This window comes from Caballeronia sp. LjRoot29 (genome assembly GCF_964252755.1).
Lineage (GTDB): Bacteria > Pseudomonadota > Gammaproteobacteria > Burkholderiales > Burkholderiaceae > Caballeronia.
On the sequence record NZ_CAXUPU020000034.1, the window covers coordinates 1 to 25,276 of the forward strand.

The window sequence follows — 25,276 nt, forward strand, 5'->3', positions numbered from 1 at the left end:
ATCCTGAGCTTGCTTCAGAAAAGCTGTAATTAGTAGTCGTGCCCGGAGCCGGGCGCATGCACCTAGCTAGTGCCCGGCTCCTTGCTCTTTTACCAAATCGACGGTGCAACACCGTCTCGCTCTTTCAAGGAATTGTCATGGCAAACCAGAAAATCCGCATTCGCCTGAAGGCTTTCGACTATCGTCTGATCGATCAGTCAGCAGCTGAAATCGTCGATACGGCTAAGCGGACTGGCGCAATCGTACGTGGTCCGGTACCGCTGCCGACCCGTATCCAACGTTTTGACATTTTGCGTTCGCCGCACGTCAACAAGACGTCGCGCGATCAGCTCGAAATCCGGACCCACCAACGCTTGATGGACATCGTCGATCCGACGGACAAGACCGTTGACGCGTTGATGAAGCTCGACCTGCCGGCCGGTGTCGATGTGGAAATCAAGTTGCAATAAGTTTCACCAGCGCTGCTCTCGCGAGGAGTGGCGCTAAGTCTTTGATTGCTTGCGGAAAACGAAAAGCCTTGTTATACTCCAAGGCTTTTCGCGCATTTGCGCAAAAAAGTCGGTTGATTCTGGTGAGCTACTCGCCTGAGCGCCCGGCATTTTGTAAATCAGCCCCGACCAATCGCAGTTGGGAATGGAGAAAACGATGAGCCTTGGACTCGTAGGTCGCAAGGTTGGCATGACCCGTATCTTTACGCCTGAAGGGGATTCGATTCCCGTCACCGTATTGGACGTGTCGGACAACCGAGTGACGCAGATCAAGTCTGTAGAAACGGATGGTTACATCGCCGTTCAAGTTGCATTCGGCACTCGCCGCGCATCGCGCGTGACGAAGCCGCTGGCAGGTCACCTTGCCAAAGCCGGCGTACAAGCTGGTGAAGTTCTCAAAGAATTCCAGATCGATTCCGCTAAGGCTGCCGAGTTGTCGAACGGTACCGTGATCGGTACGGACATCTTCGAAGTGGGCCAGAAAGTCGACGTGCAAGGCGTGTCGATCGGTAAGGGCTACGCCGGTACCATCAAGCGTCACAACTTCGCTTCGGGTCGCGCATCGCACGGTAACTCGCGTTCGCACAACGTCCCTGGTTCGATCGGTATGGCGCAGGATCCGGGTCGTGTTTTCCCGGGTAAGCGCATGACCGGTCACATGGGCGACGAAACGGTTACGGTGCAAAACCTCGTAATCGCTCGTATCGACACCGACCGTCATCTGCTGCTGGTCCGTGGCGCTGTTCCTGGTGCCAAGGGCGGTAAGGTCTTCGTGACGCCGGCTGTCAAGGCTCGCGCTGTGAAAGGAGCGAAATAATGGAACTTAAGCTCCTGAGCGCCAATGGTCAGGAAGGCACGGGTGTGAACGCATCGGACGTCGTGTTCGGTCGCGATTACAACGAAGCCCTGATCCATCAGGTCGTCACGGCCTATCAAGCCAACGCACGAAGCGGTAACCGCGCGCAGAAGGATCGTGAGCAAGTCAAGCACACGACCAAGAAGCCGTGGCGTCAAAAGGGTACGGGCCGCGCTCGTGCCGGTATGTCGTCGAGCCCGTTGTGGCGCGGCGGTGGCCGGATCTTCCCGAATTCGCCGGAAGAAAACTTTTCGCACAAGGTCAACAAGAAGATGCATCGCGCAGGTCTCTGCTCGATCTATTCGCAACTGGCCCGTGAAGGTCGCATCGTGGTCGTCGACGAGATGACCCTCGAAGCGCCGAAGACGAAGCTGTTGGCCGAAAAATTCAAGGCAATGGGTCTCGAGTCCGTCCTGGTCATTACTGACACGGTCGACGAAAACCTGTACCTCGCGTCGCGCAATCTGGCCCACGTGGCCGTTGTCGAGCCGCGTTACGCCGACCCGCTCTCGTTGATCTACTTCAAGAAGATCGTGATTACGAAGGCTGCGGTCGCCCAGATCGAGGAGTTGCTGTCATGAGCGAGATTCGCAAGAACGATCATCGTTTGATGCAGGTCCTGCTCGCGCCGGTGATCTCCGAAAAGGCGACGCTGGTGGCCGACAAGAACGAGCAAGTTGTGTTCGAAGTCGCGCCCGATGCCACGAAGCAGGAAGTCAAGGCTGCTGTCGAGCTGCTGTTCAAGGTAGAAGTCAATTCCGTCAACGTGTTGGTCACGAAGGGTAAAGCCAAGCGCTTTGGCCGCTTCATGGGTAAGCGCAAGGACGTGAAGAAGGCGTATGTCTGCCTGAAGCCCGGCCAGGAAATCAACTTTGAAGCGGAGGCCAAGTAATCATGGCAATCGTAAAAGTTAAGCCGACTTCGCCGGGTCGCCGCGCGATGGTCAAGGTGGTCAACAAGGATCTGTACAAGGGCAAGCCGCATGCAGCGCTGCTCGACGCACAGTCCGTGACCGCCGGCCGGAATAACTCCGGTCGCATCACGACACGTCACAAAGGTGGCGGTCATAAGCAACACTACCGTATGGTCGATTTCCGTCGCATCAAGGACGGCATTCCGGCGAAGATCGAACGTCTTGAGTACGATCCGAACCGTAGCGCGAACATCGCGCTGGTTCTGTACGCAGACGGCGAGCGCACGTACATCATCGCTCCGAAGGGCGCGACGGTGGGTCAATCGTTGATGTCTGGTTCGGAAGCGCCGATCCGCTCGGGTAACACCCTGCCGATCCGCAACATTCCGGTCGGTACGACGATTCACTGTGTCGAGATGTTGCCGGGCAAGGGCGCGCAAATGGCGCGCTCGGCTGGTACGTCCGCGATGCTGCTGGCTCGTGAAGGCACGTACGCTCAGGTTCGCCTGCGTTCGGGTGAAATTCGCCGTGTGCACGTTGAGTGCCGCGCGACGATTGGTGAAGTTGGCAACGAAGAGCATAGCCTCCGTCAAATCGGTAAGGCCGGTGCTAACCGCTGGCGCGGTATCCGCCCGACGGTGCGTGGCGTTGCAATGAACCCGGTCGATCACCCGCACGGTGGTGGTGAAGGTAAGACGGCAGCAGGTCGCGATCCGGTCAGCCCGTGGGGAACCCCGGCCAAGGGATATCGCACCCGCAGCAACAAGCGCACGACGACGATGATCGTTCAGCGCCGTCACAAGCGCTAAGGAGTAAGCAATGGCACGTTCTGTTAAAAAAGGTCCGTTCTGCGACGCTCATTTGCTGAAGAAGGTTGAGGCTGCCGCAGCTGCGCGTGACAAGAAGCCGATCAAGACCTGGTCGCGTCGTTCGACGATTCTCCCGGACTTCATCGGTCTGACGATCGCCGTCCATAACGGCCGTCAACACGTCCCGGTTTATGTTTCGGAAAACATGGTCGGCCACAAACTTGGCGAGTTCGCATTGACCCGTACGTTCAAGGGTCATGCAGCCGACAAGAAGGCCAAGAAATAAGGGGCTATCAAGATGGAAGTAAAAGCTATTCATCGCGGTGCCCGCATCTCGGCGCAGAAGACGCGCCTTGTGGCTGACCAGATCCGTGGTTTGCCGGTCGACAAGGCGCTGAACGTTCTTACGTTCTCGCCGAAGAAGGCGGCGGGTATTGTCAAGAAGGTCGTGCTGTCGGCGATCGCGAATGCGGAACACAACGAAGGCGCCGACATCGACGAGCTCAAAGTAACGAGCATCATGGTCGACAAGGCAGCTTCCCTGAAGCGATTCACCGCGCGCGCAAAAGGCCGTGGTAACCGCATTGAGAAGCAATCCTGTCACATCACCGTGACAGTCGGGAATTAAGGAGCCATACGATGGGACAAAAAATTCATCCGACAGGCTTCCGTCTGGCTGTCAGCCGAAATTGGGCGTCGCGTTGGTACGCGAACAACACCAATTTCGCATCGATGCTGCAGGAAGACATCGGCGTTCGTGAATACCTGAAGAAGAAGCTGAAAAACGCTTCGGTGGGTCGGGTTGTCATCGAGCGTCCGGCGAAGAATGCACGTATCACGATTTACAGCTCGCGTCCGGGTGTAGTGATCGGCAAGAAGGGTGAGGATATCGAACTGTTGAAGACGGAACTGCAACGCCGCATGGGCGTTCCGGTCCACGTCAACATCGAAGAAATCCGTAAGCCGGAAACCGACGCGCAACTGATCGCCGACTCGATCACGCAGCAACTCGAGCGCCGGATCATGTTCCGCCGCGCGATGAAGCGTGCGATGCAAAACGCCATGCGTCTGGGTGCCCAAGGCATCAAGATCATGAGCGCGGGCCGGTTGAACGGTATCGAAATCGCTCGTACGGAGTGGTATCGCGAAGGCCGCGTTCCGCTTCACACGCTGCGTGCTGATATCGACTACGCAACCTCGGAAGCGAAGACGACCTACGGCATCATCGGCGTCAAGGTGTGGGTCTACAAGGGCGACACGCTGGGCCGCAACGATGCACCGGTGGTCGAAGAAGTAGCCGAAGACAAGCGTCCGCGCCGTAACGCACGTCCGGGTGGCGATCGCCGTCCGCGTCGTGATGGTGAGGGTGGTGGTCCGGCAAACGCAGGTGCGCGCCGTGGTGCAGGCGCTCCCCGTCGTGCTGGCGGTGCCGGCGGCGACGGGAAGACTGGAGAATAACGATGCTGCAACCGAAACGCAGAAAGTATCGCAAAGAGCAGAAGGGTCGTAACACCGGCAAGGCGACGCGCGGCAACGCAGTGTCGTTCGGTGAATATGGTCTGAAGGCTATCGGTCGCGGCCGTTTGACCGCGCGCCAAATCGAAGCGGCGCGTCGTGCAATGACGCGTCACATTAAACGTGGCGGCCGTATCTGGATCCGCATTTTCCCGGACAAGCCGATCTCGCAAAAGCCGGCTGAAGTACGGATGGGTAACGGTAAAGGTAACCCTGAGTACTACGTCGCAGAGATTCAACCGGGCAAGATGTTGTATGAAATGGACGGTGTTACTGAAGAGTTGGCACGTGAAGCGTTCCGTCTGGCTGCAGCTAAGCTGCCGCTGAAGACGTACTTCGTTTCACGCCAGCTCGGCGCCTAAGGAGCAATGATGAAGGCTTCCGAACTTCACCAGAAAGACCAGGCTGGGCTCAATCAAGAGCTGACGGACCTGCTGAAGGCGCAATTCGGCCTGCGCATGCAACTCGCGACCCAGCAATTGACCAACAATAGTCAATTGAAGAAGGTTCGTCGCGACATCGCTCGTGTGCGGACCGTCCTGACTGAGAAGGCGAACCAGAAATGAACGATAGCAGCGTAAAAACCTCGCTCAAGCGGACGCTGGTCGGCAAGGTCGTCAGCAACAAGATGGAAAAGACGGTCACCGTGCTGGTTGAGCATCGCGTAAAGCACCCGATCTACGGCAAGTACGTCGTACGGTCGAAGAAGTACCACGCTCACGACGACGCGAACACGTACAACGAAGGCGATCTCGTCGAGATCCAGGAAACACGTCCGATTTCCAAGACGAAAGCCTGGGTTGTGTCGAAGTTGCTTGAGACAGCTCGCGTAATCTAAGCGTCAAAAAGCATCAAAACGCGGTAAAAGAAGTATCGCAGTAACTTTCGCTTGCCAGACCGAAATTATGCGTTATAATTTCGGTCTTCCCTCTTTGTGGGAGCCCCATCGCGGGCGAAGTTGGTGGGGGAAGCCAGCGCAGGCGCCAAGCTTGTGCTGACAGATTCACCGGATTGCGATGGCGGGTTTCGTCTGCCCTCGCTGCCTGTTCTAACCCAAGCAGCCACCAGGCTGACGGGACCAAGACTGACCGGTTAAGCCATGGTGGCGTAACTGGATTAAGTTGGGAAAGATAAACCATGATTCAGACCGAAACTCGGCTTGAAGTTGCCGACAACACAGGTGCACGTGAAGTGATGTGCATCAAGGTGCTCGGCGGCTCGAAGCGTCGTTACGCTAGCATTGGCGACATCATCAAGGTGACCGTCAAAGAAGCAACGCCGCGCGGACGCGTGAAGAAGGGCGAAATCTACAACGCCGTGGTCGTTCGTACGGCCAAGGGCGTGCGCCGCCAGGACGGCTCGCTGATCAAGTTCGACGGTAATGCCGCCGTACTTTTGAATGCCAAGCTCGAGCCTATCGGTACGCGTATTTTCGGACCGGTTACGCGTGAATTGCGTAGTGAACGATTTATGAAGATCGTTTCGCTCGCGCCGGAAGTGCTGTAAGGAGTCGCGATGAACAAGATTCGCAAAGGTGACGAGGTTCTCGTCATCACTGGCAAAGACAAAGGCAAGCGCGGTATCGTGCTGTCCGTTGGGGAAGAGCGTGTGACGGTCGAGGGTATCAACCTCGTCAAGAAACACGTGAAGCCTAACCCGATGAAGGGTACGACGGGCGGCGTAGAAGCCAAGACGATGCCCTTGCATATTTCGAACGTCGCATTGGTCGACGCGAATGGCAAGGCGTCGCGTGTGGGCATCAAGGTCGAGAACGACAAGAAGGTACGCTTCTTGAAGTCGACCGGTGCCACGCTTAGCGTCTGACGCGGAGTAATAAATGGCACGTCTGCATGAGTTTTATAAAGAGAAAGTTGTACCCGGCCTCGTTGAGAAGTTCGGCTACAAGTCCGTAATGGAAGTGCCGCGCATCACCAAAATCACCCTGAACATGGGTCTTGGTGAAGCCGTCGCCGACAAGAAGATCATCGAAAACGCCGTTGGCGACCTGACGAAGATTGCTGGCCAAAAGCCCGTTATCACGAAGGCACGCAAGGCTATCGCTGGCTTCAAGATTCGTCAGGGCTACCCGATCGGCGCGATGGTTACGCTGCGCGGTCAGGCCATGTACGAATTTCTCGATCGTTTCGTGACGGTTGCGCTCCCCCGGGTTCGTGACTTCCGCGGTGTATCGGGTCGTGCGTTCGACGGTCGCGGCAACTACAACATCGGTGTGAAAGAGCAGATCATTTTCCCCGAGATCGATTACGACAAGATCGACGCGCTTCGTGGGCTGAACATCAGCATCACGACGACCGCGAAGACTGACGATGAAGCGAAGGCACTGCTCGCCAGCTTCAAGTTCCCGTTCAGAAACTGAGGTTACCGTGGCTAAACTGGCACTGATCGAACGTGAAAAGAAGCGTGCGCGCCTGGCTGCAAAGTACGCTCCCAAGCGTACGGCGCTGAAGGCGGTCATTGATGACGCGAGCAAGTCGGACGAAGAGCGTTATGCCGCTCGTCTCGAACTGCAACAACTGCCCCGCAATTCGAACCCCACTCGCAAGCGTAACCGCTGCGCGATCACGGGTCGTCCGCGTGGCACGTTCCGCAAATTCGGATTGGCACGCAGCAAGATTCGCGAAATCGCATTCCGCGGCGAAATCCCTGGCCTGACCAAGGCGAGCTGGTAATAGGAGATATCTAAATGAGTATGAGTGATCCTATCGCCGATATGCTGACTCGCATCCGCAATGCGCAGATGGTTGAGAAAGTATCGGTGACAATGCCCTCGTCGAAAGTCAAGGTTGCGATTGCGCAGGTTTTGAAGGACGAAGGTTATATCGACGATTTCGCAGTGAAGTCTGAAGGTGCGAAGTCTGAATTGAATATCGCGTTGAAGTACTACGCTGGCCGTCCGGTTATCGAGCGCATTGAACGCGTCTCGAAGCCTGGTCTGCGTGTGTATCGCGGTCGTAACGACATTCCGGTTGTGATGAACGGTCTTGGCGTTGCAATCGTGTCGACGCCCCAGGGTGTGATGACCGACCGCAAGGCGCGCCAGACCGGCGTCGGCGGCGAAGTCCTCTGCTACGTCGCTTAAGCCGAAAAGGAGAAGAAACATGTCTCGAGTAGGTAAAAGCCCGATTACGCTGCCGCAAGGCGCGGAAGTGGCCTTTAGCGGCGAAGTAATCACCGTCAAGGGCCCGCTGGGTACGATTACGCAAGCGGCCAACCCGCTTGTTACGGTAGCAAACGACAACGGCACGCTCAACTTCGCCCCGGCTGATGAAAGCCGTGAAGCGAATGCGATGTCGGGCACGATGCGCGCCCTCGTGGCGAACATGGTGAATGGCGTTACGAAGGGTTTCGAGCGCAAGCTGACGCTGGTTGGCGTTGGTTATCGCGCGCAGGCGCAGGGCGACAAGCTGAATCTGTCGCTGGGTTTCTCGCACCCCGTGGTGCATGCGATGCCGGAAGGCGTCAAAGTTGAAACCCCGACGCAAACCGAAATCGTGATCAAGGGGATCGACAAGCAGAAAGTTGGCCAGGTCGCTGCGGAAGTTCGCGGTTACCGTCCGCCGGAGCCCTACAAGGGCAAGGGCGTGCGCTACTTCGGCGAAGTCGTCATCCTCAAAGAAACGAAGAAGAAGTAAGGGTGCGCAATCATGGATAAGACTCAATCTCGCCTGCGCCGCGCTAAACAGACGCGCGTCAAGATCGCTGAGCTGCAGGTCGCACGTCTGGCTGTGCATCGCACGAACACGCATATCTATGCGCAAGTGTTCTCGGCATGCGGCACCAAGGTGTTGGCAAGCGCGTCGACGCTCGAAGCTGAAGTGCGTGCCGAACTGGCCGACAAGACCGGTAAGGGCGGCAACGTCAATGCTGCGATCGCTGTCGGTAAGCGTATTGCTGAAAAAGCCAAGGCTGCCGGCGTCGAATCCGTCGCCTTCGACCGTTCAGGTTTCCGTTACCACGGCCGCGTGAAAGCGCTGGCTGATGCGGCACGCGAAGCCGGACTCAAGTTCTAAGGGAAGAATTCGTCATGGCAAAGATGCAAGCGAATGTGAAGGCTGAAGAACGCGACGACGGCCTCCGTGAAAAGATGATCGCGGTCAATCGCGTGACCAAGGTGGTGAAGGGCGGCCGGATTCTCGGTTTTGCCGCACTGACCGTGGTTGGCGATGGCGATGGCCGCATCGGCATGGGCAAAGGTAAAGCGAAGGAAGTTCCGGTTGCTGTTCAAAAGGCAATGGAACAAGCACGCCGCAACATGTTCAAGGTGCCGTTGAAGAACGGTACGCTGCAACACGAAGTGCATGGTAAGCATGGCGCATCCGCAGTTCTCCTGGCTCCGGCCAAGGACGGTACGGGTGTTATCGCCGGCGGCCCGATGCGCGCAGTGTTCGACGTGATGGGCGTTCAAAACGTTGTGGCGAAAAGCCACGGTTCGACGAATCCGTACAACCTCGTTCGTGCAACACTCGACGGTCTGCGCAAGCAGTCCACGCCGGGTGACATCGCGGCGAAGCGCGGCAAGTCCGTCGAAGATATTTTGGGCTAAGCCAGGTGGTCACCATGTCTGATAAAACTGTCAAGGTTCAGCTCGTGAAGAGCCTGATTGGGACCCGTGAAACGCACCGTGCAACGGTGCGTGGTCTGGGCCTGCGCCGACTCAACTCGGTTAGCGAACTGCAGGACACCCCGGCAGTGCGCGGGATGATCAACAAGGTCTCGTACCTTGTCAAAGTCCTCAGCTAAGCGGCTGACCAGGGATCAAGGAGTTGAATATGGATTTGAATAACCTTAAGCCGGCAGAAGGCGCGAAGCACGCAAAGCGTCGCGTTGGCCGCGGTATCGGTTCCGGCCTGGGCAAGACTGCAGGTCGTGGTCACAAGGGTCAAAAATCGCGTTCGGGCGGCTTTCATAAAGTCGGCTTCGAAGGCGGTCAGATGCCTTTGCAACGTCGTCTGCCGAAGCGTGGCTTTAGCTCGCTGACGCATGAGTTCGTTGGTGAAGTGCGTTTGTCGGATCTCGAGAAGCTGCCGGTCGACGAAATCGACTTGTTGGCTTTGAAGCAAGCCGGTCTGCTCGGCGTGCTCTTTACGAGCGCACGGATCATCAAGACGGGCGAGTTGACGCGCAAGATCACGGTCAAGGGCCTCGTTGCTACGAAGGGTGCCCGTGCTGCGATTGAAGCCGTTGGCGGCTCGGTCTCTGAGTAACGAAAGCGTGTTGTCGTTGTTAGCGAAAGCATCGGAGAAGGTTCTTGGCTAATAGCCCGAGTCTCGCAAAATCCGGTCGAAGCGCTGCGAAGTTCGGCGATCTGCGTCGGCGTGCAATGTTCTTGCTGCTGGCGCTGATCGTCTACCGTATCGGTGCGCACATTCCGGTGCCGGGTATCGACCCGGATCAGCTGGCGAAGCTTTTCCAGAGCCAGTCAGGCGGCATCTTAGGCATGTTCAACATGTTCTCGGGTGGTGCTCTTTCCAGGTTCACGATCTTCGCGCTTGGGATCATGCCGTACATCTCAGCGTCGATCATCATGCAGCTGCTGTCGATCGTTTCGCCGCAAATGGAAGCGCTGAAGAAAGAAGGGCAAGCGGGGCAGCGGAAGATTACGCAGTACACGCGTTACTTCACGGTTGTTCTGGCTACGTTTCAAGCATTCGGTATTGCGGTGGCGCTGGAAAATCAGGCTGGACTCGTTATTGATCCAGGCATGGTGTTCCGGTTGACGACTGTGGTCACGCTGGTGACCGGCACGATGTTCCTGATGTGGCTGGGTGAGCAGATCACGGAGCGCGGTCTGGGCAACGGAATCTCGATCATCATTTTCGGTGGTATCGCGGCGGGTTTCCCGAACGCAATCGGTGGTCTCTTCGAACTGGTTCGCACCGGCTCCATGAGTATCATCTCGGCGATTATTGTCGTCGTGCTGATTGGGGCGGTCACGTTCGTGGTGGTGTTCATCGAACGCGGTCAGCGCAAGATCCTCGTGAACTACGCCAAGCGTCAGGTCGGAAACAAGATTTACGGCGGTCAGTCTTCGCATTTGCCGCTGAAGTTGAATATGTCGGGTGTGATTCCGCCGATCTTTGCGTCGTCGATCATCCTGTTCCCGGCAACTATCCTGAACTGGTTTAGTTCGGGTACGCGGACCGGCTGGTTTGCGAACACGCTGCACGGTGTTGCTGAGGCGCTGAAGCCTGGTCAACCGGTGTATGTGTTGCTGTACGCAATGGCGATCGTTTTCTTCTGCTTCTTCTACACCGCGTTGGTGTTCAACAGCAGAGAGACGGCCGACAACTTGAAGAAAAGCGGTGCCTTCGTTCCCGGGATTCGTCCTGGTGACCAGACGGCTCGATATATTGATCGGATCCTCACGCGTTTGACGCTGGCCGGTGCGATCTACATCGTGTTCGTTTGCTTGCTGCCGGAATTTCTGGTGCTGCGTTGGAACGTACCGTTTTATTTCGGTGGAACGTCGCTGCTGATCATTGTCGTGGTCACGATGGATTTCATGGCGCAGGTGCAGTCCTACGTTATGTCGCAACAGTACGAATCGCTGCTCAAGAAGGCCAACTTCAAAGGCAGTAACGTCCCTATGCGCTAATAAGGACTATGGCCAAAGATGATGTAATCCAGATGCAGGGTGAGGTGGTGGAAAACCTTCCCAATGCGACTTTCCGGGTTAGGTTAGAAAATGGCCATGTGGTTCTTGGGCACATATCCGGGAAGAATGCGGATGCACACCATCCGCATTCTTCCAGGCGACAAGGTAACGGTTGAATTGACGCCTTACGATCTGTCTCGTGCACGGATCGTGTTCCGGGCGAAGTGATTTGAAAAAAGGGTAATATCATGAAAGTGATGGCATCGGTTAAGCGCATTTGCCGCAATTGCAAGATCATCAAGCGCAAGGGCGTTGTGCGCGTGATTTGCAGCTCTGATCCGCGCCACAAACAGCGTCAAGGCTGAACGCCGCGCTTTTTGCTTGCGCTTTTTGTTTGAGGAAAAACAATGGCTCGTATCGCAGGGGTTAACATCCCGAATCACCAGCATACTGAAATCGGCCTCACGGCTATTTTCGGTGTAGGCCGCACGCGCGCACGCAACATTTGCGTCTCGTCTGGTGTGGAGTTTTCGAAGAAGGTCAAAGACCTCACTGACGCAGACCTCGAAAAGCTGCGAGAAGAAGTGGGTAAGTTTATCGTCGAAGGCGACCTGCGTCGTGAAGTGACGATGAACATCAAGCGCCTGATGGACTTGGGCTGCTATCGTGGCGTACGTCATCGCAAGGGCCTGCCCATGCGTGGTCAACGCACACGTACGAATGCCCGTACCCGTAAGGGTCCGCGTCGTGCAGCGCAATCGCTGAAGAAGTAAGCGGAATTGATAGTTACAGGAAAACGTAATGGCTAAGGCTTCGAACAACTCCGCGGCGCAACGCGTTCGCAAGAAGGTAAAGAAGAACGTCGCCGAGGGCGTAGTTCACGTTCACGCGTCGTTCAACAACACCATCATCACGATCACCGATCGCCAAGGCAATGCACTCGCCTGGGCAACTTCGGGTGGCCAGGGCTTCAAGGGTTCGCGTAAATCGACTCCCTTTGCTGCTCAGGTTGCAGCCGAATCGGCTGGTCGCGTGGCGATGGAATACGGCGTGAAGAACCTCGAAGTGCGGATCAAGGGCCCTGGTCCTGGCCGTGAATCGGCGGTGCGTGCGCTGCATGGTCTTGGAATCAAGATCACCGCAATCTCCGACGTGACACCGGTTCCGCACAACGGCTGCCGTCCGCCGAAGCGTCGTCGTATCTAAGACGTCGCGTAACGCCTTGACCTGTTGACGCTCGCGCGTCGACAGGTTGCTTGCGTTATGGAATCTGCGTGAAGAATACTGACTAAGCCCACCGTTCGATCCATCGAGTTCGAACTAGCGCGAACAATCTTCGCGTGATCAATTATTAAGGATGCAAAGTGGCACGTTATACCGGTCCAAAAGCAAAGCTGTCCCGCCGTGAAGGTACTGATCTTTTCCTGAAGAGCGCGCGCCGCTCCCTCGCCGACAAGTGCAAGCTCGATAGCAAGCCGGGTCAGCATGGCCGCACGTCGGGTGCTCGTACGTCCGACTACGGTACGCAGTTGCGTGAAAAGCAAAAAGTGAAGCGTATTTACGGCGTGCTCGAACGTCAGTTCCGCCGTTACTTCGCTGAAGCTGATCGCCGCAAGGGCCCGACGGGCGAAAACCTGCTGCAATTGCTTGAGTCGCGTCTTGATAACGTCGTGTATCGCATGGGCTTCGGTTCAACGCGTGCTGAAGCGCGTCAGTTGGTCGGCCACAAGTCGATCACGGTGAACGGCGTTGTGAACAACATCCCGTCTATGCAAGTCAAGGCCGGTGATGTGGTTGCTGTTCGCGAACAGTCGAAGAAACAAGTGCGGATTCTCGAAGCGCTGAACCTGGCTGAGCAAGGCGGAATGCCGAGCTGGGTGACGGTCGATGCCAAGAAGTTCGAAGGCACGTTCAAGTCGATGCCGGAACGCAGCGATATCGCTGGCGACATCAACGAAAGCCTGATCGTCGAATTGTATTCGCGGTAAATCGGATTAACGGCCGGGGAGCCCTGATTGCCGAAGGCAAGGGGTTACCTCGGCTGTTTATTTTCGGGTTGTCACCGGTCAGCCTTATCGGCGTAACGAGCCGAGGGTATTGAAAAGGAAAACCTATGCAAACCAGTTTGTTGAAGCCCAAGATTATTGCAGTTGAATCGCTTGGCGACAGTCACGCGAAAGTGGTCATGGAGCCGTTCGAACGCGGTTATGGTCACACCTTGGGTAATGCGCTTCGGCGTGTGCTGTTGTCGTCGATGATTGGTTATGCGCCGACCGAAGTGACGATTGCTGGCGTCGTGCATGAATATTCTACGCTCGACGGCGTGCAAGAAGATGTGGTCAACCTGCTGTTGAATTTGAAGGGCGTCGTTTTCAAGCTGCATAACCGCGACGAAGTTACGGTTACGCTGCGCAAGGAAGGCGAAGGCGTTGTCACGGCCGGCGATATCGAACTCGCGCACGACTGCGAGGTCATCAATCCGGGTCACGTGATTGCGCATCTGTCGAAGGGCGGCAAGCTCGACGTTCAGATCAAGATTGAAAAGGGCCGCGGTTATGTGCCGGGCAACGTGCGCCGTTATGGCGAAGATTCGGCGAAGATCATTGGCCGTATCGTGCTGGACGCATCGTTCTCGCCGGTTCTCCGCGTGAGCTACGCCGTTGAAAGCGCTCGCGTTGAACAGCGTACCGACCTCGACAAGCTCGTGATGAACATTGAAACCAACGGCGTGATTTCGCCCGAGGAAGCAATTCGTCAATCAGCTCGTATCCTGGTCGACCAGTTGTCGGTGTTCGCCGCACTGGAAGGCACGGAAGCAGCGGCAGAAGCTCCGTCGCGCGCGCCGCAGATCGATCCGATCCTGTTGCGTCCGGTGGACGATCTCGAACTGACGGTTCGTTCCGCGAACTGCCTGAAGGCCGAGAACATCTATTACATCGGTGATTTGATTCAGCGCACGGAAAACGAATTGCTCAAGACGCCTAATCTCGGTCGCAAGTCGCTGAACGAGATCAAGGAAGTCCTGGCTTCGCGTGGTCTGACGTTGGGTATGAAGCTCGAAAACTGGCCGCCGGCTGGTCTCGACAAGTAAGATTCAAGCAGTACGCTTGACTGGCAAAGATGCGGATTTTCCTTTAAAATCCGCATCTTGCTTTTTCTACGACCGGCCCGTGCGCTCACGAGAAATTCTCAGGAGACGCAATAGAAGAGCTGGATCTAAACTTGGTTAATTAGGAAATTCAAAATGCGCCATAAACATGGTTTGCGGAAACTGAACCGCACGAGCAGCCACCGTTTGGCTATGCTCCGTAATATGTCGAACTCGCTGATCGAGCACGAAGTCATCAAGACGACGCTGCCGAAAGCTAAAGAACTCCGTAAAGTTGTTGAGCCGCTGATCACACTCGGCAAGAAGCCGTCATTGGCAAATCGCCGTCTGGCGTTCAACCGCCTGCGCGATCGTGACTCCGTCGCGAAGCTGTTCGAAGTGCTGGGCCCGCGCTTTGAAAAGCGCCCGGGTGGATATCTGAGCATCCTGAAGTTCGGCTTCCGTAACGGCGACAACGCGCCGATGGCGCTGGTCATGCTGATGGATCGTCCGGAACTCGCGGACGGCGACGACGTGCAAGAAGCTGAATAAGCGAGCGCGCTGTTGATCGAAGAAAGGCCAAGCTTTGCTTGGCCTTTTTCTATTTGTGCGCTGGTTTCGCACGGCCGGTTTCTACGGCTTGTGATTCGGGTCATAGGCCGATTGGCTGAATGCGAGTTGTCGACGTCCAGTGCTAGGATTGCGTGCATATCCACTGCATCGGAGCTTTTCCGTGAACACGCCGGTTGTACTCGTTCTCACGACGCTGCCTGACAGCGAGGCCGCGTCAACGCTCGCGCAGCAAGCCATAGACGCACGCCTTGCCGCATGCGTGACAGAGCTGGGGGCGGTGAAGTCGCGGTATCGGTGGGAAGGTAAGGTCGAGGTTGCCGAGGAGCTTCAGCTCCTGTTCAAGACAAGCCTCGCACGCAGCGACGAACTGACGCGCTTTATCGAAGCGAATCATCCTTATGAAACACCTGAAATTGTCTCGTGGCAGGCAGATGCGTCGGCTGCTTATGGGCAATGGATTACTGCGGAAACTCAACGTCCTCTTAATGTTTAAGTCCTTTGCCTTCTCCGCGCGCCGGCCGCTCGATGCAGTGCTCATGCTCGTATCGTGTTTCGCGTTGCTACTCTGCTTCATTTCGCCAAGCCATGCCGCCGACGATTTTCTCGACCCCGCCGTCGCGTTCAAATTCAGCGCCACGGAGAAACCGGGCGAAATCGACGTGCGATATAAAGTAGCAGATGGCTATTACATGTATCGCGAGCGGTTTGCGTTTGCGGTGAAGAGTGGCACGGCGACGCTTGGCGAACCGCAATTGCCCGCAGGCAAGGTTCACTTCGACCAGACGTTTAACAAGGACGTGGAAACGTATCGCGGTGAACTTGTGATCCGGATTCCGGTGAAGCAGGCTTCCGGTCCTTTCGATATTGCCGTCACGTCGCAGGGGTGTGCCGATCAAGGCATTTGTTATCCGCCGATGGAGCGCGTGTACCGCGTCAGTGGCGCGGCGCTGCAAGCCGCCAGTGCCGCTGGTCAAACGCCATCGGCCAGCGCCAGTGACGTTCCTTGGTACGAACGCGCAACCAACGCCGATTACGCGCAATCCCTGCTCGAAAGCGGGGGCTTTTTCGCAATCATCGGCTTGTACTTCGTAGCGGGCGTCGTGTTGAGCTTGTTGCCGTGCTCTTATCCAATGATTCCTATTCTGTCGGCCATCATCATTGGTGAAGGCGCGCGCGTGACGCGCTCGCGGGGATTCGGGTTATCGGTGGCGTACGTGTTTGGCATGGCGCTCGTCTACACCGCGCTAGGCGTGCTCGCCGCGATGATCGGGCAGAGTCTCGGCGCATGGCTCCAGAATCCCTGGGTGCTCGGCGCGTTCGGCGTGCTGCTGGCGATCTTCGCGCTCACGCTGATCGCAGGTGTCGATATCGCATTGCCGGCGCGCTGGCAAAACAGCGTCAACCAGGCGTCGCAGAAACGTTCGGGCGGGAAGGTTGCGGCGGTCGTCGTCATGGGGGCATTGTCGGCGCTCGTGGTCGGTGCTTGCATGACTGCGCCACTCTTCGCCGTGCTTGCATTCATCGCGCACACGGGCAACGCGCTGCTCGGCGGCGCCGCGTTGTTCTCCATGGGCGTAGGGCTCGGCGTGCCGCTGCTGATCATCGGACTGGGTGCCGGCACGCTGTTGCCGCGCGCCGGAAACTGGATGGACGGTGTGAAGGTGTTCTTCGGCGTTGTGTTGCTCGCGGCGGCACTGTGGATTGTGTGGCCAGTACTCAGCGCGGTCGCGCAGATGGCGCTGGCGGCGTTGTGGTTGCTTGCGGCGGCTGCGGCGTTGGGACTGTTCACATCGGGCGCTGCAGGGGTGTCGATATGGCGCAAACTGGGTCGGGGATTCGGCGCCGCGCTCGCTATCTGGGGCGCGGCGTTGCTCGTTGGGCTCGCTGCGGGTTCGACCGATCCACTTCGACCGCTTGCTGTATTTGCGGCGCGCATGGGTTCCGGAACGGAAGCCAGCGCACAACAATCAGCGCCTGGGGAGACTTTCGCACCGGTGAAGTCATCGGCGGAACTGGACCTGGCGCTCAAGGCAGCCGGCCGTCCCGCCATGCTCGATTTCTATGCCGATTGGTGCGTGTCGTGTAGGGAAATGGAACATCTCACGTTCAGCGATCCGCGGGTACGTGCTCGTCTCGCACAACTCAACCTGCTGCGCGCGGACGTCACGGCGAATAATCCCGATGACCAAGCGTTGCTCAAACGCTTCAAACTGTTCGGGCCGCCGGGGATCATCTTCTTCGATGCGCAAGGCAACGAAGTGGTGCGGGTTGTCGGGTACGAGTCGGCGGATACGTTCTTGAAGAGCCTGGACAAACTCTCCGCGCCCGCGACGTGATTTTCGACGAGAGTAACTTGACGTGCTCAATGGCGGACCTCTGTAGAACGTGTGTCATGCGGAGGGCCATCTTCTCGCTCGGACCAGAGGATCAAGGGCCGCTCGCCCTTAAACCCGGCGCGGTATAAACCGCGCACCATCAAAACCTAAGCGGCCCGACTCCTCCGCCAACCCCCAACTAAAGCGTCATCAAGTCCGCAGGATTTGGTAAATCGCATCGTGATACTTTTGTTTGCACTCAACGCTCGCTCCCGGTGAGTCGCTCATGAACGATCTGACTTATCAAGCCCGTTACGAATCGCGACTGAGTCGCGTGCTCGACCATATCTACGATCATCTCGACAAGCCTCTGGATATCGACAGGTTGGCTGAGATCGCCTGTTTGTCGCCGTATCACTGGCATCGGATTTATCAGGCGATGTACGGCGAGACGATCGCCGCGACGGTGCGCCGGTTAAGACTGCATCGTGCGGGCGGTTACTTGGCTAATGGATCGATGCCGATCGCGGAGATAGCCGAGCGTTCCGGGTATGGCAGCTTGCAGTCGTTTTCGCGCACGTTCAGGGCGGCATTCGGCATGCCGCTCGCGCAGTACCGCAGGCAGGGCACTCACAGCCGGTTTCGGCCGGCGTTATCGGGAGACGATCAAATGGTGATGCGTGAAGTGGTGATTCGTGACGTACCGGCGATGAACGTTGTGTCTCTCGACCACGTCGGGTCGTATATGCAGATTGGCAAGGCGTTCGATGCGCTGTTCGGTTGGCTAGCCAGCAGGAATCTGTTGTCGGCGGAGTTCCGGACGATCGGCATCTACTATGACGATCCTGGGATCGTGGCAGAAGCGGAGTTGAGATCGAAGGCCGGGGTCGTGTTGCCAGCCAAGATCGAAGTCGCCGCGCCGGTCGGAGTAACGCCGTTACGTGGCGGCCAGTATGCGGTGCTCCGCCATAAAGGGCCCTACAGCGATATGCACGCGGCCTATGAATGGTTATACGGAACGTGGCTCGTGCAATCGGGCCGTGAGGCCGCCGATGCGCCTGTATTCGAGGAGTATCTGAACAATCCGAAGGAAACGGCACCCGCCGATTTGCTGACGGAGATCTGTTTGCCGCTGGTTTGAGCGTTCGAGGCGCTAGCCGCCCAGCTTAACAACCGGTCGAGCGCGTGACTAAGGCGGCGCTCGGCCGGAGAATCTCCGCGTTCAGTCGGCGGGACTTGCAGCACCGCGGGGGTGGACTCATCCCCGAGCGAAGGCGGCGACACGGTTCCAGAAGACCATCACCGCCCCAAAAACGCGCGGATCCCTTTACTTCGATGCCACCCGCAACAGCCGCGCAGCATCGAGCGCGAAGTACGTGAGCACGCCGTCCGCGCCAGCACGTTTAAACGCCAGTAGCGACTCCATCACCGCCTTGTCGTGATCGAGCCAGCCGTTTTGCGTGGCGGCCTTGATCATCGCGTACTCGCCGCTGACCTGGTACACGTAGGTCGGAAAGCGAAACTCCTCCTTCACGCGATACACGATATCCAGATACGGCATGCCCGGCTTGACCATCACCATGTCCGCGCCTTCCTCGATATCCATCCGCACTTCGCGCAGGGCTTCATCGGAATTCGACGGATCCATCTGGTACGTCATCTTGTTGCTCTTTCCGAGGTTCGCAGCGGAGCCGACCGCGTCGCGGAACGGGCCGTAAAACGCCGATGCGTACTTCGCCGCGTACGCCATGATCCGCGTGTGGATATGTCCGTCGCTTTCTAGCATTTCGCGAATTGCGCCGATCCGGCCGTCCATCATGTCCGAGGGCGCCACGATATCCACACCCGCTTCGGCCTGTGCACGCGCCTGGTCGACGAGAATTTCGCTGGTTTCATCGTTGATCACGTAGCCCTGTTCGTCGAGGACACCGTCCTGTCCGTGGCTGGTGTACGGATCCAGCGCGACATCGGTGAGCACGCCCAGTTCGGGAAAGTGCTTTTTCAACTCGCGAACGGCGCGCGGAATCAGGCCTTCAGGGTTCGTCGCTTCGCGGCCATCCGGCGTTTTCAACGAAGGTTCGATCGCGGGGAACAGCGAAATCACCGGCACGCCGAGTTCCACGCACTGCTCGGCCACCTTCATCAGCAGATCGACCGATGTGCGCTCGACGCCCGGCATGGACGGGACGGCCTGACGCACATTCGATCCCTCGACGATAAACACGGGGTAGATCAGGTCGTTCGTGGTCAGCAGGTTTTCGCGCATCAGGCGGCGCGAAAAGTCGTCACGACGCATACGGCGCGGACGATGATGCGGATAGAAGCTCATGACTTTTGTGGGGGGAGGGTAGATAACGCAATCAGGGAAACGGATGCTGGCTGAACCGCCGCAACCGCCATGGACAAGGGGCCGGACCGCCTTCAGAACCTTTTCGGGACAATGGTATATCATACCGATCGAGGTAGGCGCTTGGCGCCGAGCTCCCCGCTTCTCCTCCCTGAGCGGGTGCCTGTGATGATCGAAGGATTCGATCAGGCTGTTTGACCCGCCGTCATGCGGCGGGTTTTTTTATGCTGGGCGACGTGAGTCAATCCAACGTTCGGCACCAGATCTATCTCACTGCGCTTCGTCTTCCGGCGCAATTTCTTCCGTCGATTTCGGGATCAGCCAGCTTTCGATTTTCTCGTGGGCTTCGTCGAGCCCGACGCGCTTGAGCGCTGAGAAGAGCTGCAGCGTCAATTCGCCGCGATATCCGGCCGCCGTGTATTCCTCGAACGCTTTCTTGGTCGCGCGCAACGTGTTGATGCTTTCCTGCCGCGTCAATTTGTCGCATTTCGTCAGTAAAGCGTGAATTGGCTTTCCCGTGGGCGCAAACCACTCGAGCATGATCTTGTCGAGTTCGGTCAGCGGACGGCGCGAATCCATCATCAGGATCATGCCGACGAGCTGCGCCCGGCTCTGCAAATAGGTGGATAGCAATGCCTGCCAATGCAGCTTGGCATTACCCGATACTTCCGCGTACCCGTACCCCGGCAAATCGACCACATGCGCGCGGGGCTGGTCAGCCGGGCCTATCGCAAAGTAGTTGATGTGCTGCGTGCGACCCGGCGTCTTACTGGCGAATGCCAGCCGCTTCTGGTTGCACAGCAGGTTGATGGCAGTCGACTTGCCGGCATTCGAACGGCCCGCGAAAGCGATCTCCGGCTGGGGCGTCGGCGGCAGGTCCTTCAGGTGATTGACCGTTGTAAAAAAACGGGCTTGGTGGAGCAGAAATGACGACATGGGAAGACCGAAAGTGAAATTCTGTGGAAACTCGAGCTGTAAGGAGCCACTGAATACTGGGCTTGCCCCGACTGGCGTCTTTGCGTTTAGCGAGTTATTGTACAATACGACGGTTGTACGAAGACCAGCCAGGGCACGCAAGACCCAAGCGGGATAAGGAGTGAGACAGGTTTGACGACAGATTTCAGGGCGCGCGCCGGGTAACCTTTTATCCCGTATCGAGTCCTCTGTCGGGTGTCTTGCAGTGCATCGGTAACCGTCGTTTTGCAGAACCTCACAATTCTCACAAGACGAAAAACAGGGTACGCGAATGAACCGACTGTACAAGACTCTGATGGTCCTGGAATTAGCAGCAGCATTAGGAGCGGGGTTGGTAGGCTGGACAGTCACAGCGCAAGCGGCAGAAGCGGCTGCGCCCGGAGCCCCCGCCAAGCCAGACGTGACAAGGGGTCAGGCAATTGCCACCCAGGTTTGCGCAGCGTGTCACGGAGCAGACGGCAACAGTGCCGGCGGCGCGTTTCCGAAGCTGGCAGGCCAGCATGCCGAGTACATCGTCAAGCAGTTGAAGGATTACAAGACGCAGCCGGGCGCGAAAGAGCCGGCGCGCAAGAACCCCATCATGGCAGGCATTGCGGGCGCGTTGAACGATCAGGACATGGTCAACGTGGCCGCGTATTTTGAGACGCAGAAGGCCAAACCAGGCTACGCGCGCGACAAGAATACCGTGCCGGTTGGGCAGAAGATTTATCGCGGCGGCATTGCGGACAGGGGCGTCCCGGCGTGTGCCGCGTGTCATGGCGCGACGGGCATGGGCGTGCCGGTGCAGTATCCGCGGTTGTCGGGACAATGGTCGGACTACACGGCCGCGCAGCTCACCGCGTTTGCGCAGGGCACGCGCAACAACAGTGAGCCGATGCACACCATTGCGCTGCGCCTGAATGAGGCAGAAGTGAAGGCGGTTGCAGACTACATCGCCGGCCTTCATTGACTGTCGCTAACGGTCTGTAATGGTCCGCACGACCCGTCTGCGTCAAGTGCGGGTCTGCATTAAGATGCGCGCAGCGTCGCCCGGACGTCACATGCGCGAGTCATAGTCAAATGTCGCAGTTTGAATGATGTACGAAGCCGGTCCGACGAGGCCGGCGCGCAAAATAAGAAAAAGGGTGGGACGCCGGTCACAGACCGCTTGCGTCTCCACCCTTTTTTGCTGTTCAGCCGGAGTTTGAATGAGCGTCACCACGTCGGGATTGCAGTCGAAGTCGAGCCGTAGCAGCGTGCGTCATGCCATCGAAACAATTAGTTCGATGCGCTTCGCCATTTCATTGCTCGTCATTCTCGCGATAGCAAGCATTATCGGGACGGTTCTTACGCAAGAAGATCCGTACCCGAATTACGTCAATCAGTTCGGTCCGTTCTGGGCCGACATCTTCCGCGGCCTGAGCCTCTACAACGTTTATAGCGCGTGGTGGTTCTTGCTGATCCTGATGTTCCTGGTGTTCTCGGTGTCGCTGTGCGTGATCCGCAACGGCCCGAAGATGATCGCGGACATGAAGAGCTGGAAGGATCGAGTGCGCGAAGGCAGCCTGCGCGCGTTCCATCACAAGGGTGAATTCCCGCAAGTGGCCGGATCGCGTGCCGAGACTGCCGTCAACCTGCAACGCCTCGCGGGCAAGATGGGCTACAAGTTTGTTACGCGCGAGACGGAGAGCGGCGCGACGTTGATCGCGGCCAAGCGCGGCGCGCTGACGAAGATCGGCTATATCTCGGCGCATCTGGCGTTCGTGATCATCTGCCTCGGCGGCTTGCTCGACAGCAATTTGCCGATCAAGCTGCAAATGCTGCTCTTCAGCAAGACCCCGATTGCATCGAACGAAGTCATCAACGATATCGCGCCGAATCATCGGCTACCGACGTCGAATCCCACGTTCCGCGGCTACGCCTGGGTGCCGGAAGGGCAGCACGTTGCAACCGCCATCCTGAATCAGCAGGACGGCTCGCTGATCCAGGATTTGCCGTTCTCCATCCAGCTCAACAAATTCATCGTCGACTATTACTCGACTGGCATGCCGAAGCTGTTTGCCAGCGATATCGTCGTGATCGATCATGCGACCGGCAAGCGCATCCCGGCGCGTATCGAAGTGAATGAACCGTTCACCTACGATGGTATTTCGATCTATCAATCGAGTTTCCAGGATGGCGGTTCGAAGCTCTCCATGACCGCGTGGCCCATGTCCGGCGGCAGCACGAAAACCACGCCGTTCGACGGAGCGATTGGCGGCACGGTGCCAATGAGCCCGCAGATCATCGGCGGATCGGGCGAAACCGTGGAATTCACCGATTTCCGCGCGATCAACGTGGAAAACGTTACCGATGGCAGCGGCTCGATCGATACCCGCGGCGTCGGCCGGACGCAGACGCTCAAGCAAGCGTTCGACGAACGGCTCGGTTCCGGCGCGAAAACATCGAAGCCGACGGATCTGCGTAACGTGGGGCCATCGGTGCAATATAAGGTGCGGGGCACCGACGGCCAGGCGCGCGAGTTCAACAACTACATGCTGCCCGTCGACGTACAAGGCCAGCCGATGTTCCTCGCCGGCATGCGCCTGAGCCCGAACGATCCGTTCCGCTATCTGCGTATTCCCGCGGACGAGCAAAGCTCGATCAAACAGTGGATGAACCTGCGCGCCGCGCTGGAAACGCCCGCGATGCGCGACGAGGCGGCGCGCCGATTCGCGAAGCGTTCGGTGCCTGAAGCGAACGCGGACTTGCAGAAACATCTGGAGGAAAGCGCGTCGCGGGTGCTGAACCTGTTCGCGGGCGCGGACGAAACCGGCGTGGCAGCGAATCCGGGCCAACCCGGCGCGACGCTGGGCGGTTTCCAGGCAATTGCGGGTTTCATCGATAAATCCGTGCCGAAGGGCGAGCAGGAAAAGGCGGCAGGCTTATTGCTGCGTATGCTGGAAGGCGCGACGTGGGATTTGTGGCAGATTTCGCGCGCGCAGAACGGCCTGCCGGACGCGCAGTCGGATGCGAAAAACACGCAATTCGTGCAATCGTCGATTAACGCACTTTCGGACAGCTTTCTCTACGGATCGCCGGTATTTCTTCAACTCGATTCGTTCAAGCAGATCCAGGCTTCCGTGTTCCAGTTGACACGCGCACCGGGTAAAAAAGTGGTGTATCTTGGCAGCCTTCTGCTCGTGTTCGGCATTTTCTCGATGTTTTACGTGCGTGAACGTCGTCTCTGGTTCTGGCTCAAAGACACATCGACGGGCGGCACCAGCGTGTTGATGGCAATGTCCACGGCACGGCGCACAATCGATTTCGAGAAAGAGTTCGTGCGAACGCGCGACGCGATCGGCGCCATGCTGGGCGTCAAGTCTCAGCCGGCAACGTCAACACCGGAAACGCCAGTGGACCCCAAGTCCACCGGCTCGCAGGATTCAACTCGGTAAGAACATGGACCTCACACAAGCCTCTTCCCATTCGACTCTGGCGCAACAGCGCGAGGGCACCGTGCCCGTCGATCCGGATCTCTTCGACGAACGTCCGTTTCTCAAGCGTCTCGGCCTGACCGACTGGCTATTCGCGCTGGCGCTGGTCGCGGGTGCGGGTTTCGCGCTGTACCGGTATCACCCGTTCATGAACTACTACGACAAGCTGGTGCTCTGTTGCGCCGTGCCGACGTTCATGGTCCTCGGATGGCGCTGGAAGCCGGTGCGGCTGTTGATTGCGTGCATCGCGTTGTTATCGTTGTCGTCGTTGCAGCTTTATCACTCGGATCTCGCGCGCGCCGACACCAACTTCTTCCTCAAGTACTTCTTGTCCAGCCAGTCGGCCATCTTGTGGATGAGCGCGCTGCTCGTGCTGGCGACGGTGTTCTACTGGATCGGCCTGCTGTCGCGGTCACCCACGGGCGGCGCGATCGGCTCGAAGATGACCTGGGCCGCAGTGCTGATGGGCTTCACCGGCCTGATGGTGCGCTGGTACGAGTCTTACCTGATCGGTTCGGATGTGGGTCATATCCCCATTTCGAATTTGTATGAAGTTTTCGTGCTGTTCTGCCTGATTACATCGCTGTTTTATTTATATTACGAACAGCACTACAGCACGCGTGCCATGGGCGCGTTCGTACTGCTGGTGATCAGCGCCGCCGTCGGCTTCCTGATGTGGTATTCCATCGCCCGCGATGCACAGCAGATCCAGCCGCTCGTGCCCGCGCTGCAAAGCTGGTGGATGAAAATCCACGTGCCGGCGAATTTCATCGGATATGGCAGCTTTGCGTTGGCGGCCATGGTCGGCGTGGCTTATCTGGTCAAGGAACGCGGCATCCTGGCGGATCGCCTGCCGTCGCTCGAAGTGCTCGACGACGTGATGTACAAGTCGATTGCGGTCGGTTTCGCGTTCTTCACCATCGCGACCATTCTTGGTGCGTTGTGGGCTGCCGAAGCATGGGGCGGTTACTGGAGCTGGGATCCGAAGGAAACGTGGGCATTGATCGTTTGGCTGAATTACGCCGCGTGGCTGCATATGCGCCTGATGAAGGGCCTGCGCGGATCGGTTGCTGCATGGTGGGCGTTGACCGGTTTGCTGGTCACCACGTTTGCGTTCCTGGGCGTGAACATGTTCTTGTCGGGTCTGCATAGCTACGGCAAGCTGTAAGATTCGCCTCTAAGCGCTGTTTAAGAACCGCCATGCAAGATTTGCTGGCGGTTTTTTTATTGTCTGAGCGGAATAGCTGAAACCGATTCGGTGTTTGCCACGAATATAGGTAGAGCGGCGGCGAGGTTGTCGCAGGGCGTAACAAGGATTTCAGGAGC

36 protein-coding genes and 1 pseudogene are annotated in these 25,276 nt (G+C 57.7%); 35 read left to right on the plus strand and 2 right to left on the minus strand.

Translation table 11 applies throughout. The annotated features are described in order from the left end of the window. The first annotated feature begins 137 nt into the window (after positions 1-137). The 32 genes and pseudogenes from rpsJ to ACSQ83_RS28395 all read left to right on the plus strand — a co-directional run bounded on the left by rpsJ (position 138) and on the right by ACSQ83_RS28395 (position 18,314). Positions 138-449 carry a 30S ribosomal protein S10 gene (rpsJ, locus tag ACSQ83_RS28240; protein ID WP_031361584.1) on the plus strand — a complete coding sequence of 104 codons (312 nt, stop codon included), beginning with the start codon at positions 138-140 and terminating at the stop codon, positions 447-449. Between the two features lie 196 nt (positions 450-645). Then, positions 646-1,305, plus strand: coding sequence for a 50S ribosomal protein L3 (gene rplC / locus ACSQ83_RS28245; RefSeq protein WP_062091252.1), 660 nt, complete (start codon positions 646-648; stop codon positions 1,303-1,305). Further along, entirely contained in the window at positions 1,305-1,925 is a 621-nt protein-coding gene (gene rplD / locus ACSQ83_RS28250; protein ID WP_031361582.1) for a 50S ribosomal protein L4, read from the plus strand. Before rplC ends, rplD begins: the two co-directional genes overlap by 1 nt. Beyond that, positions 1,922-2,236 carry a 50S ribosomal protein L23 gene (gene rplW, locus ACSQ83_RS28255; RefSeq protein ID WP_031361581.1) on the plus strand — a complete coding sequence of 105 codons (315 nt, stop codon included), beginning with the start codon at positions 1,922-1,924 and terminating at the stop codon, positions 2,234-2,236. The genes rplD and rplW overlap by 4 nt, the downstream gene beginning before the upstream one ends. A gap of 2 nt (positions 2,237-2,238) precedes the next feature. After that, complete coding sequence (gene rplB, locus ACSQ83_RS28260; protein ID WP_299709515.1) at positions 2,239-3,066, plus strand: 50S ribosomal protein L2; 828 nt, start codon at positions 2,239-2,241, stop codon at positions 3,064-3,066. A 10-nt stretch (positions 3,067-3,076) separates the two neighbouring features. Beyond that, the gene (gene rpsS, locus ACSQ83_RS28265; protein WP_031361579.1) at positions 3,077-3,352 is read left to right on the plus strand and encodes a 30S ribosomal protein S19; all 276 of its coding nucleotides are present in this window, start codon (positions 3,077-3,079) and stop codon (positions 3,350-3,352) included. 12 nt (positions 3,353-3,364) lie between these two features. Beyond that, positions 3,365-3,694: a 50S ribosomal protein L22 gene (gene rplV, locus ACSQ83_RS28270; RefSeq protein ID WP_031361578.1), complete on the plus strand. Its 330-nt coding sequence runs from the start codon at positions 3,365-3,367 to the stop codon at positions 3,692-3,694. Between the two features lie 11 nt (positions 3,695-3,705). Beyond that, on the plus strand, positions 3,706-4,524 hold the full coding sequence (gene rpsC / locus ACSQ83_RS28275; protein ID WP_031361577.1) for a 30S ribosomal protein S3: 819 nt from the start codon (positions 3,706-3,708) through the stop codon (positions 4,522-4,524). Between the two features lie 2 nt (positions 4,525-4,526). After that, positions 4,527-4,943, plus strand: coding sequence for a 50S ribosomal protein L16 (gene rplP / locus ACSQ83_RS28280; RefSeq protein ID WP_031361576.1), 417 nt, complete (start codon positions 4,527-4,529; stop codon positions 4,941-4,943). 9 nt (positions 4,944-4,952) lie between these two features. Continuing rightward, a complete protein-coding gene (gene rpmC, locus ACSQ83_RS28285) occupies positions 4,953-5,147 on the plus strand; it encodes a 50S ribosomal protein L29 (RefSeq protein WP_031361575.1) in 195 nt (64 codons plus the stop codon). Continuing rightward, positions 5,144-5,419, plus strand: coding sequence for a 30S ribosomal protein S17 (gene rpsQ / locus ACSQ83_RS28290; RefSeq protein ID WP_414952772.1), 276 nt, complete (start codon positions 5,144-5,146; stop codon positions 5,417-5,419). Before rpmC ends, rpsQ begins: the two co-directional genes overlap by 4 nt. Before the next feature lie 299 nt (positions 5,420-5,718). After that, positions 5,719-6,087: a 50S ribosomal protein L14 gene (gene rplN, locus ACSQ83_RS28295; RefSeq protein ID WP_006052212.1), complete on the plus strand. Its 369-nt coding sequence runs from the start codon at positions 5,719-5,721 to the stop codon at positions 6,085-6,087. 9 nt (positions 6,088-6,096) lie between these two features. Further along, a complete protein-coding gene (gene rplX / locus ACSQ83_RS28300; RefSeq protein ID WP_089162633.1) occupies positions 6,097-6,405 on the plus strand; it encodes a 50S ribosomal protein L24 in 309 nt (102 codons plus the stop codon). Positions 6,406-6,418: 13 nt separating this feature from the next. Beyond that, positions 6,419-6,958, plus strand: coding sequence for a 50S ribosomal protein L5 (rplE, locus tag ACSQ83_RS28305; protein ID WP_031361571.1), 540 nt, complete (start codon positions 6,419-6,421; stop codon positions 6,956-6,958). A gap of 7 nt (positions 6,959-6,965) precedes the next feature. After that, entirely contained in the window at positions 6,966-7,271 is a 306-nt protein-coding gene (gene rpsN, locus ACSQ83_RS28310; protein ID WP_031361570.1) for a 30S ribosomal protein S14, read from the plus strand. Positions 7,272-7,285: 14 nt separating this feature from the next. After that, the gene (gene rpsH / locus ACSQ83_RS28315) at positions 7,286-7,681 is read left to right on the plus strand and encodes a 30S ribosomal protein S8 (protein WP_031361569.1); all 396 of its coding nucleotides are present in this window, start codon (positions 7,286-7,288) and stop codon (positions 7,679-7,681) included. A gap of 19 nt (positions 7,682-7,700) precedes the next feature. Beyond that, positions 7,701-8,234 (plus strand): 50S ribosomal protein L6, encoded by a 534-nt coding sequence (gene rplF / locus ACSQ83_RS28320; protein ID WP_056355422.1) that lies wholly within the window; start codon positions 7,701-7,703, stop codon positions 8,232-8,234. A 12-nt stretch (positions 8,235-8,246) separates the two neighbouring features. Continuing rightward, positions 8,247-8,612: a 50S ribosomal protein L18 gene (gene rplR, locus ACSQ83_RS28325; protein ID WP_056355425.1), complete on the plus strand. Its 366-nt coding sequence runs from the start codon at positions 8,247-8,249 to the stop codon at positions 8,610-8,612. A gap of 14 nt (positions 8,613-8,626) precedes the next feature. Beyond that, on the plus strand, positions 8,627-9,145 hold the full coding sequence (gene rpsE / locus ACSQ83_RS28330) for a 30S ribosomal protein S5 (RefSeq protein ID WP_031361566.1): 519 nt from the start codon (positions 8,627-8,629) through the stop codon (positions 9,143-9,145). Positions 9,146-9,159: 14 nt separating this feature from the next. After that, positions 9,160-9,342, plus strand: coding sequence for a 50S ribosomal protein L30 (gene rpmD, locus ACSQ83_RS28335; protein WP_047845343.1), 183 nt, complete (start codon positions 9,160-9,162; stop codon positions 9,340-9,342). 29 nt (positions 9,343-9,371) lie between these two features. Further along, complete coding sequence (gene rplO, locus ACSQ83_RS28340) at positions 9,372-9,806, plus strand: 50S ribosomal protein L15 (RefSeq protein WP_414952773.1); 435 nt, start codon at positions 9,372-9,374, stop codon at positions 9,804-9,806. Between the two features lie 44 nt (positions 9,807-9,850). Further along, positions 9,851-11,197 (plus strand): preprotein translocase subunit SecY, encoded by a 1,347-nt coding sequence (gene secY, locus ACSQ83_RS28345; protein ID WP_414952774.1) that lies wholly within the window; start codon positions 9,851-9,853, stop codon positions 11,195-11,197. Between the two features lie 8 nt (positions 11,198-11,205). Further along, positions 11,206-11,425: pseudogene (gene infA, locus ACSQ83_RS28350) on the plus strand (translation initiation factor IF-1). A 20-nt stretch (positions 11,426-11,445) separates the two neighbouring features. After that, complete coding sequence (gene rpmJ, locus ACSQ83_RS28355; protein ID WP_004199844.1) at positions 11,446-11,562, plus strand: 50S ribosomal protein L36; 117 nt, start codon at positions 11,446-11,448, stop codon at positions 11,560-11,562. A 42-nt stretch (positions 11,563-11,604) separates the two neighbouring features. After that, on the plus strand, positions 11,605-11,970 hold the full coding sequence (rpsM, locus tag ACSQ83_RS28360; RefSeq protein WP_062000484.1) for a 30S ribosomal protein S13: 366 nt from the start codon (positions 11,605-11,607) through the stop codon (positions 11,968-11,970). Positions 11,971-11,998: 28 nt separating this feature from the next. Next, positions 11,999-12,403: a 30S ribosomal protein S11 gene (rpsK, locus tag ACSQ83_RS28365; protein WP_006052224.1), complete on the plus strand. Its 405-nt coding sequence runs from the start codon at positions 11,999-12,001 to the stop codon at positions 12,401-12,403. 158 nt (positions 12,404-12,561) lie between these two features. After that, the gene (rpsD, locus tag ACSQ83_RS28370; protein ID WP_414952775.1) at positions 12,562-13,185 is read left to right on the plus strand and encodes a 30S ribosomal protein S4; all 624 of its coding nucleotides are present in this window, start codon (positions 12,562-12,564) and stop codon (positions 13,183-13,185) included. Between the two features lie 125 nt (positions 13,186-13,310). Further along, complete coding sequence (locus ACSQ83_RS28375) at positions 13,311-14,288, plus strand: DNA-directed RNA polymerase subunit alpha (RefSeq protein WP_047845349.1); 978 nt, start codon at positions 13,311-13,313, stop codon at positions 14,286-14,288. A gap of 153 nt (positions 14,289-14,441) precedes the next feature. After that, entirely contained in the window at positions 14,442-14,837 is a 396-nt protein-coding gene (gene rplQ / locus ACSQ83_RS28380) for a 50S ribosomal protein L17 (protein ID WP_414952776.1), read from the plus strand. Between the two features lie 181 nt (positions 14,838-15,018). After that, the gene (cutA, locus tag ACSQ83_RS28385) at positions 15,019-15,351 is read left to right on the plus strand and encodes a divalent-cation tolerance protein CutA (protein ID WP_436230459.1); all 333 of its coding nucleotides are present in this window, start codon (positions 15,019-15,021) and stop codon (positions 15,349-15,351) included. Further along, positions 15,344-17,194, plus strand: a complete 1,851-nt coding sequence (gene dsbD / locus ACSQ83_RS28390) for a protein-disulfide reductase DsbD (protein WP_436230460.1) — start codon at positions 15,344-15,346, stop codon at positions 17,192-17,194. Before cutA ends, dsbD begins: the two co-directional genes overlap by 8 nt. A 265-nt stretch (positions 17,195-17,459) precedes the next feature. Next, positions 17,460-18,314: an AraC family transcriptional regulator gene (locus tag ACSQ83_RS28395; RefSeq protein WP_436230461.1), complete on the plus strand. Its 855-nt coding sequence runs from the start codon at positions 17,460-17,462 to the stop codon at positions 18,312-18,314. Positions 18,315-18,500: 186 nt separating this feature from the next. On the opposite strand, the gene hemB is transcribed toward ACSQ83_RS28395, so the two are convergent. Beyond that, complete coding sequence (gene hemB / locus ACSQ83_RS28400; protein WP_436230462.1) at positions 18,501-19,502, minus strand: porphobilinogen synthase; 1,002 nt, start codon at positions 19,500-19,502, stop codon at positions 18,501-18,503. Between the two features lie 288 nt (positions 19,503-19,790). After that, positions 19,791-20,456, minus strand: coding sequence for a ribosome biogenesis GTP-binding protein YihA/YsxC (gene yihA / locus ACSQ83_RS28405; RefSeq protein WP_414952781.1), 666 nt, complete (start codon positions 20,454-20,456; stop codon positions 19,791-19,793). Between the two features lie 310 nt (positions 20,457-20,766). Here yihA and ACSQ83_RS28410 point away from each other — a divergent pair, with 310 nt between their 5' ends. The 3 genes from ACSQ83_RS28410 (at position 20,767) to ccsB (ending at position 25,118) form a co-directional block, all read left to right on the plus strand. After that, a complete protein-coding gene (locus ACSQ83_RS28410; protein WP_414952782.1) occupies positions 20,767-21,444 on the plus strand; it encodes a c-type cytochrome in 678 nt (225 codons plus the stop codon). A gap of 238 nt (positions 21,445-21,682) precedes the next feature. Continuing rightward, positions 21,683-23,911, plus strand: a complete 2,229-nt coding sequence (locus ACSQ83_RS28415; protein ID WP_436230463.1) for a cytochrome c biogenesis protein ResB — start codon at positions 21,683-21,685, stop codon at positions 23,909-23,911. Positions 23,912-23,915: 4 nt separating this feature from the next. Next, positions 23,916-25,118, plus strand: a complete 1,203-nt coding sequence (gene ccsB, locus ACSQ83_RS28420) for a c-type cytochrome biogenesis protein CcsB (protein WP_414952784.1) — start codon at positions 23,916-23,918, stop codon at positions 25,116-25,118. Positions 25,119-25,276 lie beyond the last annotated feature (158 nt).